We start from the raw sequence: 13,621 nt of genomic DNA, 5'->3' as shown, positions 1-13,621 counted from the left end.
CCGGTCAACAGTCCAGTTGGTGGAACATTCCATCAGACCTACCGCGGAGGGCGTCATGGAAGCCGTCGTTTTGATCATGGCGCTGCTGTTCCTCGCCTTCGTGGGGCTGGGCGTGTACGTCACCGTCAAGGCGGTCGGCGCCGCCAGACGCGGAGTGGACCGCACGATCACGCAGGCCAGGCGCACCGTGGAGGACACCACGCTGCGAGCGAAGAGCTACGGCCAGCCGGGCATCGGCGGTGAGCTGGCGCAACTCCGTCTCGCGCTGCGCACCTCCATGCGCGCCACGCAGGTGGCGCTCACCGCAGGAGTCGCATCCGACGCCTCGCTGTCGGAGTCCCTGGCCCTTTTCGAGCGACTCAGTGACTACGGCCATCAGCTGGACGACGAGCTGCGACGGCTGGAAAGGGATCCGGACAAAGTGCGGGCCGCGGAACATGTCCCGGAGTTGCGGGAGCGTACGGAGCAGGTCGTGCAGTCCGCCGACTCTCTGCGCTGGGCTGCGCGGGACAGGGCACGGAAGTTCGCGGACGAAGACCTGACGTCGTTGAACGAGCAGATCCGGATGGAGTCCGGGGCGCTGCGGCACTGGGCGGCGGTGGAACCGGACGCGGACCAGCCACAGGCCACCGGGTCGACCACCGGGGAGCCTGCGCGCACGTGGGGTGACGCGGTGGACGGGACCGGGGCGGGAAGCCGTACCGGCGAAGGGCCGCAGGCGATCACCGGGCGCGATCCGAACCGGCAGGTCGGTCACCCGTGGCAGAAGACTGCCCGCCCCGAGAGCACCACCTGAGGAGCACGGGGGATACCGGGCCAGAACCGGCAGGGATCCCGTGGGCGGGGGCCCGTTGAGAGGGGCCGGACTGCCGCCGGGCCGCACCTGCGGGTAACCTCCAGGCTCATGTCCCGCCATGTCGCGATCGTCACCGATTCAACGGCCTATCTGCCGCCCCCGATGATGGAGCGGCACGGCATCACCGCAGTGCCGCTGACCGTCGTCCTCGGTGATCAGGCGTACGAGGAAGGCACGGAGATTTCCTCTCGTTCGCTCGCCCAAGCGCTCCAGAAGCGCCGTTCGGTGACCACCTCCCGGCCCAGCCCCGAGGTGTTCGCCGCGACCTACCGGGCGGTGGCCGAGGCCGGGGCCACCGGCATCATTTCTCTGCATCTGCCGGCCGAACTCTCGGGCACGTACGACGCAGCGGTACTTGCGGCACGTGAGGCACCCGTACCGGTGCGGGTGGTGGACACCGGGATGATCGCCATGGCGCTGGGCTTTTGCGCCCTGTCCGCAGCCGAAGTCGCCGAGGCGGGCGGCAACGTCGACGAGGCCGTTGCGGCCGCGGAGAAGCGAGCGGGGGAAACGGCCGCGTACTTCTACGTCGACACGCTGGACTACCTGCGGCGCGGCGGCCGGATCGGTGCCGCGCAGGCGCTGCTCGGGTCGGCGCTCGCGGTGAAGCCTCTCCTCGCACTCAACGACGGGCGTATCGAGATGCTGGAAAAGGTGCGCACGGCGTCCCGGGCGATCGCCAGGCTGGAGGAGATCGCGGTGGAACGGGCCGGCGAACGGCGGGTGGACATCGCAGTGCACCACCTGGCGGCTCCCGATCGGGCCGACACCCTTGCCCACCGGCTCCGGCAGCGAGTTCCCGGCCTCGCGGACCTGCACGTCAGCGAGGTCGGCGCAGTGATCGGAGCGCACACGGGGCCCGGGCTGCTCGGGGTCGTGATCTCGCCGCGCTGAGGGTCTTCGTCCCCAAAAAGGGTGACCGAGTTATCCCCAACTTGCGGCTTATCCACAGAAATCAGCCATGATCAGCAAGGCGGAGGCGGAGTGCCTACCGTCAGGCGCATGGCTCTTCGATCACGCAACGAAACGACAGGACCGGGCCGCGCGCCCCGTCGTACCTCCTACTCCGCCTCCCGGGCCGGTTCCGCACCCGGTAGGACATTCCGCGCCTCGCCGGGGCTGCGGCACGGCCGCCGCACGGCCGCCTCGGCTGCGGCAGCCGTGTACCGCCGCCGGGCCGACGCGCTGTTCGCGCCGGCCGAGGTAAGGGCCCGCTCAGTGGCGCCGTCGCCACCCGTGCCGTTGCCACCCGTACCGCCGGCACCCGTACCTCCGGCGTCCGCGCCACGCGCGTCAGCTCCTAGGGTGACCGCGCCGCGGGCGGCCGTACCGCCCGCGCGCCCTTTCGCACGCACGGCCGCGGGCGGCCTGGTTGCTGGGGCCGTGGTGCGAAAAGCGTCCGGCGGCCTGCGCAGGGCGTGGGCCGCCGCACGGGACCGGGTACCGGTATGGGTACAGGTCAGGTGCGCTATGGAGCCCAAGACCGTGGGTGCGCTCGCCGCAGTCCTGGTCGTGTCCACGGGTTTCGCCGTCCACCACTTCTGGGCCGGGCGTCCCCACACCGTGCAGGCCCCCGAGACGGTCGGATCGACGGCGATCGCAGTGAGCCCACCGGCCGTGCCGCCCGGGCAACCCACGCCGGTACTCACACCGAGCGCGATCCCGGAGGTGTTCCGGGGAGCCTCCACGGTCCCGCAGGCCGCGGGCGGGGCCATCGTCGTCGTCGACGTAGCCGGTGAGGTGAAGCGGCCGGGAGTGCTCCACCTGCCGGCTGGCTCGCGGGTCGCCGACGCGCTGCGCGAAGCGGGCGGCATCACCAGCGGCACGGACACCACGGGGCTCAACCGGGCACGGGTCCTGACCGACGGCGAACAAGTGGTGGTGGGCGGCCCTGCCCCGCCGACGTCCGCTGTCGGAGGCGGACCGGGTGCCGGAAACGTACCGAGTTCGGCCGGTGGGCAGCCGAACGCCCCGCTGAGCCTCAACACCGCCACCGTGGAACAACTGGACACCCTTCCCGGCGTCGGCCCGGTCCTGGCCCGGCACATCGCCGACTACCGCACGCAGCACGGCGGATTCCGCTCCGTCGAGGAGCTTCGCGAGGTGCGAGGGATCGGCGATCGCCGCTTCGCGGATCTCCAGAGCCTCGTACGCCCGTGAACAGCCGGCCCGGAGCTGCCGCCGACTCCGCTTCCGGGTCCCGCCGCGCCTCTGCGACCCGCTCCGTTCGAAAGTCGGTGCATGCGACGGCCGGCCACCGGCTGGGCAGCTCCCACCCGCTGCAGGAGGGTCCGCCCGACCTCCGGTTGGTTCCACCTGCGCTGGCCGCCTGGGCGGCGGCAGCGCTCACGGTGGGAGCGACGGCAGGACGGGCCGTCGTCCTCCTGACCGTCCTCCTGGCAGCAGTCCTGGCCGTGGGGCTCGCCACGGGTCGCGGATCCGCGACAGGACAACTCCGAAGCCGGGACAGGGGCCGGCGGGCCGGAGGCGGAACTGGGGCCGACCCCCGCCACGGCACCGAGTCCGGTCGCGTCACCGAACCGGACGTCGATAAGGACACCGGGCCCGGGCCCGGTCGTGCCACCGAACCCGACGTCGGCCGGAGCACCGGGCTCCCAGCCGGTCATGTCGCCGAACCCGGCATCGGGCGTACCGCTGATCCCGGGCCCGGTCGGGTGACCCGACCCGGCAGCGTCGCCGGACCCCGCCGCGCCGCCGCCGTCCTCACGGTGTTGCTGTGCGCCGCGGCCGCCACCGCGTCGGCGGCCCTGCACTCCGCGGACCTCTACCGTGGCCCTGTGCCCGAACTGGCCCGTCGGTACGCCGTCGTGCAAGCCGAACTGACGGTCACCGGCGACCCGCGGCAGATCCGGCCCCGGGTGCAGGGCGACCGGGCCGCGCCGCGGCCGGTGGTCCTGGACGCCGAACTCACCCGGGTCGTCGCCACCGATGGCACGGCCACCGCCGTACGCACCCCTGTCCTCGTCCTGGCCCCCGCGCGTGGTCCCACCGCGGCGTGGCTGCGGCTGCTGCCCTCCACCCGGCTGCGGGTGACCGGGGCCCGGCTGGCGCCGCCGAGGCTCGACGGCGACCGGATCGCTGCCGTACTCCGGATTCCTGGCAGCGCCGGTCCGCCCGTCGTCGGGCCGCCGACCGCCGTACAACGTATGGCCGGGGATCTCCGAGCGGGACTGCGGGAGGCCACCGAGGGGCTGCCGACCGACGCACGGGCGTTGCTCCCGGGGCTCGTCGTCGGCGACACGTCCCGGATGGAACCGGACCTGTACGACGCCTTCGCGGCGACCGACCTCGTGCACTTGACGGCGGTGTCCGGCAGCAATCTCACGATCGTCCTGGCACTTCTCATCGGGCCGCCAGGCCTCGCCCTGCGTGCGGAACGGCGGGGCCTGGCCGCCGGGCTGGGGGTCTCGCTGCGCACCACCGCACTGCTCGGTGGTGCGCTCACCCTCGCCTTCGTGATCGTGTGCCGCCCGGAGCCCAGCGTGCTGCGGGCCGCTGCCTGCGGGCTGATCACCCTGCTCGCCATCGGGACGGGACGACGCCGGTCGCTGATTCCGGCGCTGGCCGCCGCCGTGCTGCTCCTGGTGCTGTACGACCCGTGGCTGGCCCGGAGTTATGGGTTCCTGCTCTCCGTGCTCGCCACAGGGGCCCTGCTCACCCTCGGCCCCGTGTGGAGCGCCGGGATGCAGCGTAGGGGGGTGCCTCCCCGGCTCGCCGAGGTGCTGGCGGCGGCCTGCGCGGCGCAGGCGGTGTGCGCGCCGGTGGTGGCGATGATGGCGGCCCGGGTCAGTCTGGTGGCGATTCCCTGCAACCTGTTCGCCGAGCTGGCTGTGGCCCCGGCCACCGTCTTCGGCTTCGCGGCCCTCGCGGCGGCGCCTGCGGCCATGCCGGTGGCCGAACTGTTCGCCCGGGTCGCAGGCTGGCCGACCGGGTGGATCGCCCGGGTGGCCCGGGCCGGGGCGGCGCTGCCCGGGGCGGAGATCGACTGGCCGGGTGGCTGGCGGGGCGGGCTGCTGCTGGCCGCCGTCACCGTTGCGGTCGTGCTCCTCGCGCGCAGGGCCCCGCGTCATCCGTGGCTGAGTGCGGTCTGCGCCGTTCTCCTGCTGCTCGCACTGGTACGGCCCGCTCCGCTCACGGGGACCCTCACCGGATGGCCGCCGCCCGGCTGGAAGTTCGTCATGTGCGATGTCGGGCAGGGGGACGCGACGGTTCTGGCGGCGGGGGAGAGGGGCACGGCGGTGGTGGTGGACGCCGGACCCGATCCGGTGCTGGTCGACCGGTGCTTGCGTGAGCTGGGCGTCACGCGGGTGCCGGTGGTGCTGCTCAGCCACTTCCACGCCGATCACGTCTCCGGGCTGCCCGGGGTGCTCCGCGGCCGGTCGGTCGGGTCGATTCAGACCACGACGCTTCCGGAGCCCGGGGGACAGGCGGCGTTCGTCCACCGGGTGGCGGCGGGGGCGGGGGTGCCGGTCACCGCCGTCCGGCCGGGGGAGCGGCGACGCATCGGCCCGCTCGACTGGCAGGTGCTGTGGCCCCCGCCGCCTCCGCATCCGACTCCCGCGGAGGCGAACGACGCGAGCGTCGCCCTGCTCGTACGGCACACCGACCCCGGTGACGGAGCAGCCGCCACGCCCCTGACCCTGCTCCTGCCCGGCGACCTCGAACCGTCCGGCCAGCAGGGTCTCCTCAGGGTGCACCCCGGGCTGGGGGCAGTCGACGTCCTGAAGGTCGCCCACCACGGCTCCGCGCACCAGGACCCCGGGCTGCTCCGTCGGGCGGCGCCTCGGCTGGCTCTCGTGCCGGTAGGCCGGGACAACCCGTACGGTCACCCCGCGCCGGCCGCCCTCGCCGCTTTCGCGTCTCTCGGAACGGCGGTACTGCGCACGGACCGGGACGGAGCGATCGCGGTCACCGGGACGGGAGCGGACCTGGCGGCGGTACCTGGCGGGGGCTGAGTCGGGCCGCGCCGGACCGGGTCGCGGGCAGTTCGGGAAACCTCCCGAACTGCCCGCCTGAAGGGCTCCTGTTCAGTCGCTCGTAGGCTTCCGCACCCTCTGCTCGTACCTGCATCACACGGAGCATCCGTGCGGGAGCGGGTACGGGACTGTTCAATTCAGACCCTTGGGGCACGCGGGCGCATCTCCTCACCGAGCCCCTCGTTTGCCTCGAACACCCCAAGAGTGATCGAATGCCTATTCGTCAAAGGGTCGCTGCTCCGGCGGTTTGACGTGCCCCGGCGCGCCCCTGTTGCAGCAACCATTCGCACGGGGGTGCGCACATCATGATCTCCCGCTGGCTCGGCCGACGTTCGACCACCGCAGGCCACGCCAATCCACTCGCCGGGTTCTCCGTCCCGTCCTCTGCCGGCGTTCTCAGCTGCCGGGTCCTCGACCCGGTCAGCGAGCCCGTCAGGCAGGCCGGGTTCGTCGTCACCGACAGCACGGGCCGCAGAATTGTCGGCGGCGAGACCGACCCGTACGGCACGCTCGTCGCCGCAGTTCCCGCGGGTGACTACCGGCTCGCCGTCACCGCGGAGGGCTTCACCCCGTACCGCGGCAGCGCAACCGTCACCGAGAGCGGGCACTCCGGCCTCGGCGACATCTCCCTCCAGATCGCCGTCCCGCCGCAGCTCCCCGAGCCCGGTGAGTGGGAGATCGACCTGATGCACTCCCAGATCAGTTTCTCCGCACGGCACATCGGCCTCGCCAAGATCCGCGGACGGTTCAACAGCTTCGCGGGCGCGATCCGCATCGGCGAGCGCATGGAGCAATCCGCCATGCACGTCGTCATCGACGCCTCGTCCATCGACACCAACGTCAAGTTGCGGGACGACCACCTGCGGGGCAGGGACTTCTTCGACATCGCCAACTTCCCGACGATGGAGTTCTACAGCGACCGATTCGTGCACCGTGGCGGCAGTCGCTGGGCCATCACCGGCGCACTCACCCTGCACGGCGTCAGCCGCACCGTCACTCTCGACAGCCAGTACCTCGGCATGGGGTGCGGCATCCAGGGCGAAACCCGTGCCGCCGTCCACTCCACTGCCGAACTGCACCGCGAGGACTTCACGCTCACCTGGCAGACGATGCTCGGCCACGGCATCGCCGCCGTCGGCTCCTCCATCGCCGTCGAGCTGGACATCCAGATCACCCCCAAGGCGTCGGAGGCCCCGGCTGCCTGAAGGGCCCCTACCGTTGCCCCGGGCACCGAAACGGTGACGACGGACGTCTCGCGTACCGGACAATGTGCAGGTGAGCGATGTACGACATGTATTGGTGCTGCCGGACCGGGACGCGGCTGAAGAGGTGGCGCAGGAGCTGGTGGACCGTTTCGGGACGGCGGAAGAGCCCCAGCTCGTCAGAGACGCGCTGGCGGGTGAGGACGATGCCGAGGACGCCCAGTGGCTGGTGGTGGTCGAGGACCCCGAGAGGCGTTTCGACTCCGCCGCACTGGACGCGCTGGCAGCGGAGCACGAGGGGTGGCTGGAGGCTCCGTAGGCACCCGGCGGGCGGAGCGGGTGCTGTCAGTGCCCCGTGGGATGCTTGACCGCGATGGCCACCAGGAAGAATTCGACCGACGATCCGCTCGCCCCCGTCACCCTCGCCGTGGGGCAGGAGGACCTGCTGCTCGACCGCGCCGTGCAGCAGGTCGTGGCGGCGGCCCGCGCCGCCGACAGTGACACCGACGTGCGCGACCTCACGCCCGACAAGCTGGAGCCCGGCACCCTCGCGGAGCTGACCAGCCCCTCGCTCTTCTCCGAGCGCAAGGTCGTCGTCGTGCGCAACGCACAGGACCTGACCGCCGACACCGTCAAGGACGTCAAGGCGTACCTCACCGCCCCTGCCGAGGAGATCACCCTCGTCCTGCTGCATGCCGGCGGAGCCAAGGGCAAGGGCCTGCTCGACGCGGCCCGCAAGGCGGGGGCCCGCGAGGTCGCCTGCCCCAAGACCACCAAGCCCGCCGAGCGGCTCTCGTTCGTACGGTCGGAATTCCGCGCCCTGGGCCGCTCGGCCACGCCCGAGGCGGGCCAGGCGCTCGTCGACTCGATCGGCAGTGACCTGCGCGAGCTCGCCAGCGCGGTCTCGCAGCTCGTCGCGGATGTCGAGGGCACCATCGACGAGGAGGTCGTCGGTCGGTACTACACGGGGCGCGCCGAGGCCTCCAGCTTCACCGTCGCCGACCGCGCCGTCGAGGGCCGGGCGGCGGAAGCCCTGGAGGCGCTGCGGTGGTCCCTGTCCACCGGGGTGGCGGCCGTCCTGATCACCAGCGCCCTCGCCCAGGCCGTGCGGGCCATCGGCAAGCTGGCCTCGGCCCCGCGCGGCGCCCGCCCCGGCGACCTGGCCAGGGACCTCGGCATGCCGCCGTGGAAGATCGACCGGGTGCGGCAGCAGATGCGCGGCTGGACCGCGGACGGCGTCGCGGACGCGCTGCGTGCGATCGCCGAGGCCGACGCGGGTGTCAAGGGCGGCGGCGACGATCCCGAGTACGCCCTGGAGAAGGCGGTCGTCGCGGTCGCACGGGCCGCCCGGTCGCGCGGCAACCGCTGACGGGACGCTCTTACAGCAGGCAGCAGGCAGCAGGCAGCAGGCAGCAGGCAGCAGGCAGCAGGCAGCAGGCAGCAAGCGGCGCGCGGCCGGCGGCAAGCGGCAACACCGAAGCCCCGGTCTCCGTCCTGGGGAAGGACGGAGACCGGGGCTTCGGTTCGAGCTGTTTCCACCGCGCCCGCGTGGCGAACGCGTTCGGTGCGCGGCGGGGGTGCCGGGTCAGGAGCGGTAGAGAGGGTCCGCTGAATCCTGGCGCCGACGATTTCCTACAGGTACCTCAGAGTGATGCTCAGGCCTGCAGGGTGGCGACCTTGGCAGCGAGCGCCGACTTCTTGTTGGCGGCTGCGTTCTTGTGGATGACACCCTTGCTGGCGGCCTTGTCGAGCGCACGGGAGGCGTCGCGGACGGCCAGCGTGGCCTTCTCGACGTCACCGGCGACGACGGCCTCGCGGGCCTTGCGCACGGCGGTCTTGACCGAGGACTTGACGGCCTTGTTGCGCAGGCGCGCCTTCTCGTTGGTCTTGTTCCGCTTGATCTGGGACTTGATGTTCGCCACGAAAGAGCCTTTACAGGTTCGGTTGGATCTCGATGTGCGTCCCGTGACCGGTGAAGGCCACAAGACACAGCTGCCCAGACTACCAGCCGTCCCTCGACCGGCCCAAACCGGCCGCAGTCCCACGATCGTGGGACCATGGGAAGACTTCACAACTTCCGGACCGAGACGAGAACGACGCACGCGCGCGCCCGAGGACCCTGTTCCGGCGCACCGTGTGCACGTGTTCTCAAGAATCAGGACCCTGCGTGCCCGCGACTCCTCTCCACGTGCCCGAGCCGAGCCGTACCGACCCGGCACTGCTCCGCAACTTCTGCATCATCGCGCACATCGACCACGGCAAGTCGACCCTTGCCGACCGGATGCTCCAGCTGACCGGTGTGGTCGACCAGCGGCAGATGCGTGCCCAGTACCTCGACCGCATGGACATCGAGCGCGAGCGCGGCATCACGATCAAGTCCCAGGCGGTACGACTGCCCTGGGCGCCCACCGCGGGCGACGGCATGGGCACCACCCACGTCCTGAACATGATCGACACCCCGGGCCACGTGGACTTCACCTATGAGGTCTCCCGCTCGCTGGCGGCCTGTGAGGGCACGGTCCTGCTCGTCGACGCGGCACAGGGCATCGAGGCGCAGACCCTCGCCAACCTCTACCTGGCGATGGAGAACGACCTTGCGATCGTTCCGGTACTCAACAAGATCGACCTTCCGGCCGCTCAGCCGGAGAAGTTCTCCGAGGAGCTCGCCAACCTCATCGGCTGCCAGCCGGAGGATGTACTGAAGGTCTCCGCGAAGACCGGTGTCGGCGTGGACGCGCTGCTCGACCGTGTGGTGCGCGACGTGCCGGCCCCGGTGGGCGTCAAGGACGCCCCCGCCCGCGCGATGATCTTCGACTCGGTCTACGACTCGTACCGGGGCGTCGTCACGTACGTCCGGGTGGTCGACGGCCAGCTCAACAAGCGCGAGCGCATCAGGATGATGTCGACCGGCGCCACCCACGAGCTGCTGGAGATCGGCGTCTCGTCGCCCGAGATGACGTCGTCCGACGGTCTTGGCGTCGGCGAGGTCGGCTACATCATCACCGGTGTGAAGGACGTACGGCAGTCCAAGGTCGGTGACACCATCACCTCCCTGCACAAGGGGGCGACGGAGGCGCTGGGCGGCTACAAGGACCCGAAGCCGATGGTCTTCTCGGGTCTGTATCCGGTGGACGGTTCGGAGTACCCCGACCTGCGCGAGGCACTCGACAAGCTCCAGCTCAACGACGCCGCGCTGGTGTACGAGCCGGAGACCTCGGCGGCCCTGGGCTTCGGCTTCCGCGTCGGCTTCCTCGGCCTGCTGCACCTGGACGTGATCCGAGAGCGCCTGGAGCGGGAGTTCGGCCTCGATCTCATCGCGACCGCGCCCAACGTGGTCTACCGGGTGCGCATGGAGGACGGCTCCGAGCACATCGTCACCAATCCCAGCGAATTCCCCGAGGGCAAGATCTCGGACGTCTTCGAGCCGGTCGTGCGGGCCACGATCCTGGCGCCCAGCGAGTTCATCGGCGCGATCATGGAGCTGTGCCAGACACGCCGCGGCACGCTCCTGGGCATGGACTACCTCTCCGAGGACCGCGTCGAGATCCGCTACACGCTGCCCCTCGCCGAAATCGTCTTCGACTTCTTCGACCAGCTGAAGTCCAAGACCCGCGGTTACGCCTCGCTCGACTACGAGCCCACCGGCGAGCAGTCCGCCGCCCTGGTCAAGGTCGACATCCTCCTGCACGGCGACCGGGTCGACGCCTTCTCCGCCGTCACGCACAAGGATGCGGCGTACGCGTACGGCGTGCGGCTCGTCGCCAAGCTGCGAGAGCTCATTCCGCGGCAGGCGTTCGAGATCCCCATCCAGGCGGCCATCGGCTCCCGGGTGATCTCCCGCGAAACGATCCGTGCCATCCGCAAGGACGTCCTCGCCAAGTGCTACGGCGGCGACATCTCCCGCAAGCGGAAGCTTCTGGAGAAGCAGAAGGAGGGCAAGAAACGTATGAAGATGGTCGGCAGCGTGGAAGTGCCGCAGGAAGCCTTCATCGCCGTGCTCTCCAGCGACGACTCCGCGTCGAAGAAGAAGTAGACGAAGAGAAGCAGACGAAGAAGAAGCAGATGAGAAGGAAGTAGCGGCCGCCTTCCGCGAAGGCAGCGGCCGCAACATCTGCGATCGAGAGCGGGCCCGGAACATTTTTCGTCCGGGCCCGCTCGTCGTTTGTCGTCTTCTGTTTTCTTCCCGAAAACCGCTGTCGCCCCGGGCCTGTGGGGGCGGGCGGCGCCCGGCACTGTCCCGCCGGACGGCGCACACTGAAAAGTGCGCCCCACGGACCCTTACGTACGGGCCTCGTGCGCTCTAGTCTGATCACAGATCGTTTGTTACTCGCCAGTTAAATACCAGCCAGTCGCGCAGCAATGCCGTGGGCCCGGAGGACGTCGTGAGCGACACACAGACCATGATCGAGAACCGGCCGCCGTCCGTGGCGACCCTCTTCATCGAGCGCGTGGCCGCCACGCCGAACGGGGAGGCCTACCGGTACCCGGTTCCGCCGGCCGGCGGGCAGGGCCCGGACGAGTGGCGGTCGCTGAGCTGGGAGCAGGCCGCGAAGCGCGTGTACGCGATCGCCGCGGGCCTGATCGAACTCGGTGTGCGGAGCGAGGAGCGGATCGCCCTGGCCTCCGGCACCCGGATCGACTGGATCCTCGCCGACCTCGGCGTGATGTGCGGCGGGGCCGCTACCACCACGATCTATCCGTCGACGAACGCCGAGGAGTCCGCGTACATCCTCGCCGATTCCGGGAGCCGGGTACTGATCGCCGAGGACGCCGAGCAACTCGCCAAGGCTCGCGAGAAGCGCGCCGAACTGCCCCACCTGGCCCACGTCGTCGTCATGAATGCCGAGGACGCGAAGGCTGCCGACGGTGACCCCGAGGGCTGGGTGCTCTCGCTCGCGGACCTGGAGGCGCGCGGCAACGCGTACCTGGAGAAGAACCCGGAGGCGGTGAAGGAGCGCGTCGCGACGATCACCTCGGACCAGCTCGCCACCCTCATCTACACCTCCGGCACCACCGGCCGCCCCAAGGGTGTCCGGCTGCCGCACGACTGCTGGTCGTACATGGCGAAGGCGACCGTGGCGACCGGGCTGATCACCAAGGACGACGTCCAGTACCTGTGGCTGCCGCTGGCGCACGTCTTCGGGAAGGTGCTCACCTCGGGGCAGATCGAGGTCGGCCACGTCACCGCCGTTGACGGACGCATCGACAAGATCATCGAGAATCTGCCGGTGGTGCGGCCGACCTACATGGCCGCCGTGCCGCGCATCTTCGAGAAGGTCTACAACGGCGTCGCCGCGAAGGCGCGGGCGGGCGGCGGAGCCAAGTACAAGATCTTCCAGTGGGCGGCGGGCGTCGCCCGCGAGTACGCGAAGGTCACGCAGGACAATTTCCGGCGCACCGGGCAGGCGACGGCCCCGTTCGGTCTGAACGCCAAGCACAAGGTGGCGGACGCACTGGTCTTCTCGAAGATCCGCGAGGCGTTCGGCGGGCGGATGCGGGCCTGTGTATCGGGTTCGGCGGCACTCGCCCCGGACATCGGGTTCTTCTTCGCGGGTGCCGGGATCCACATCCTGGAGGGTTACGGGCTGACCGAATCCAGCGCCGCGAGCTTCGTGAACCCGGGCGAGGCGTACCGCACCGGAACCGTCGGCAAGCCGCTCCCCGGCACCGAGGTCCGGATCGCCGAGGACGGCGAGATCCTGCTGCGCGGCCCCGGCATCATGCAGGGCTACCACGGGCTCCCGGACAAGACCGCCGAGGTCCTGGAATCGGACGGCTGGTTCCACACCGGAGACATCGGCGAGCTGTCGGCGGACGGATACCTGCGGATCACCGACCGCAAGAAGGACCTCATCAAGACCTCCGGCGGCAAGTACATCTCTCCCGCAGAGGTTGAGGGACAGTTCAAGGCGGTCTGCCCGTACGTCTCGAACATCCTGGTGCACGGCGCGGACCGCAACTTCTGCACAGCACTGATCTCGCTCGACGAGCCGACCATCCTCGCGTGGGCGCAGGAACAGGGGCTCGGCGCGAAGACGTACGCGGAGGTGGTCGCCGCTCCTGAGACGCAGGCCCTCGTGGAGGGTTACGTCAACGAGCTCAACGAGGGGTTGCAGCGTTGGCAGTCCATCAAGAAGTTCCGGCTGCTGCCGCGCGACCTGGACGTCGAGAACGGTGAACTGACGCCCAGCCTGAAGCTGAAGCGGCCGGTCGTCGAGCGCGAGTACAAGCACTTGATCGACGAGATGTACGCGGGGACGCGGGAGGCGTAGCAACGGCCGGGGCATGGGTGTCGTTCAAGGCCCCGCCAAAGGCGTCGGCGCGTGCGGCCGGCGGCTGCCGTCGGTCAGATCGGCAGACCGCCGAGGCCGCCGCCCCGGCGCCGTCCGCCCCGGCGCCCCGCGCCCCGGTGACGCGCGGCTGACGCCCGGCACCCCGCAGCCGGGTAATGCGCGGCCGCCGCCCGCCCAGGCGTGCCCTGCGCCCTTCTGGCGCGCCGGCCCGTGACGCGTGCACCTTTCGCGGTCCGGGGCCTTGTGACGTGCGCCGTGCGCGGCCGCCGCTCC

The 13,621-nt window shown here is 70.7% G+C and carries 10 protein-coding genes; 9 read left to right on the top strand and 1 reads right to left on the bottom strand.

The annotated features are described in order from the left end of the window. Positions 1 to 55 precede the first annotated feature (55 nt). From HNQ79_RS02700 to holA, 7 genes are all read left to right on the top strand, one after another. Positions 56 to 796: a hypothetical protein gene (locus HNQ79_RS02700; RefSeq protein WP_185026359.1), complete on the top strand. Its 741-nt coding sequence runs from the start codon at positions 56 to 58 to the stop codon at positions 794 to 796. Between the two features lie 108 nt (positions 797 to 904). Then, positions 905 to 1,750 (top strand): DegV family protein, encoded by an 846-nt coding sequence (locus HNQ79_RS02695; protein WP_185026357.1) that lies wholly within the window; start codon positions 905 to 907, stop codon positions 1,748 to 1,750. A 108-nt stretch (positions 1,751 to 1,858) separates the two neighbouring features. Then, a complete protein-coding gene (locus HNQ79_RS34925) occupies positions 1,859 to 3,016 on the top strand; it encodes a ComEA family DNA-binding protein (protein ID WP_185026355.1) in 1,158 nt (385 codons plus the stop codon). A gap of 101 nt (positions 3,017 to 3,117) precedes the next feature. Beyond that, the gene (locus HNQ79_RS02685) at positions 3,118 to 5,832 is read left to right on the top strand and encodes a ComEC/Rec2 family competence protein (protein WP_229923177.1); all 2,715 of its coding nucleotides are present in this window, start codon (positions 3,118 to 3,120) and stop codon (positions 5,830 to 5,832) included. 326 nt (positions 5,833 to 6,158) lie between these two features. After that, positions 6,159 to 7,058, top strand: a complete 900-nt coding sequence (locus HNQ79_RS02680) for a YceI family protein (RefSeq protein ID WP_185026353.1) — start codon at positions 6,159 to 6,161, stop codon at positions 7,056 to 7,058. Between the two features lie 70 nt (positions 7,059 to 7,128). Further along, positions 7,129 to 7,374 carry a hypothetical protein gene (locus tag HNQ79_RS02675; RefSeq protein ID WP_185026351.1) on the top strand — a complete coding sequence of 82 codons (246 nt, stop codon included), beginning with the start codon at positions 7,129 to 7,131 and terminating at the stop codon, positions 7,372 to 7,374. Between the two features lie 54 nt (positions 7,375 to 7,428). Beyond that, positions 7,429 to 8,424, top strand: a complete 996-nt coding sequence (holA, locus tag HNQ79_RS02670) for a DNA polymerase III subunit delta (protein WP_185026349.1) — start codon at positions 7,429 to 7,431, stop codon at positions 8,422 to 8,424. Between the two features lie 286 nt (positions 8,425 to 8,710). Here the strand turns inward: holA and rpsT are convergent, their stop codons facing one another. Next, positions 8,711 to 8,977: a 30S ribosomal protein S20 gene (gene rpsT, locus HNQ79_RS02665; protein WP_185026347.1), complete on the bottom strand. Its 267-nt coding sequence runs from the start codon at positions 8,975 to 8,977 to the stop codon at positions 8,711 to 8,713. Between the two features lie 245 nt (positions 8,978 to 9,222). On the opposite strand from rpsT, the gene lepA reads away from it, so the two are divergent. Beyond that, entirely contained in the window at positions 9,223 to 11,088 is a 1,866-nt protein-coding gene (gene lepA, locus HNQ79_RS02660; RefSeq protein WP_185026344.1) for a translation elongation factor 4, read from the top strand. 349 nt (positions 11,089 to 11,437) lie between these two features. Beyond that, entirely contained in the window at positions 11,438 to 13,327 is a 1,890-nt protein-coding gene (locus HNQ79_RS02655) for an AMP-dependent synthetase/ligase (protein WP_185026342.1), read from the top strand. The last annotated feature ends 294 nt before the right edge of the window (positions 13,328 to 13,621 follow it).

The organism is Streptomyces candidus (assembly GCF_014207445.1).
GTDB classification, from domain to species: domain Bacteria; phylum Actinomycetota; class Actinomycetes; order Streptomycetales; family Streptomycetaceae; genus Streptomyces; species Streptomyces candidus.
Note: the sequence above shows the minus strand (reverse complement) of the source record. Positions and strands in the feature narration are given on the sequence as shown.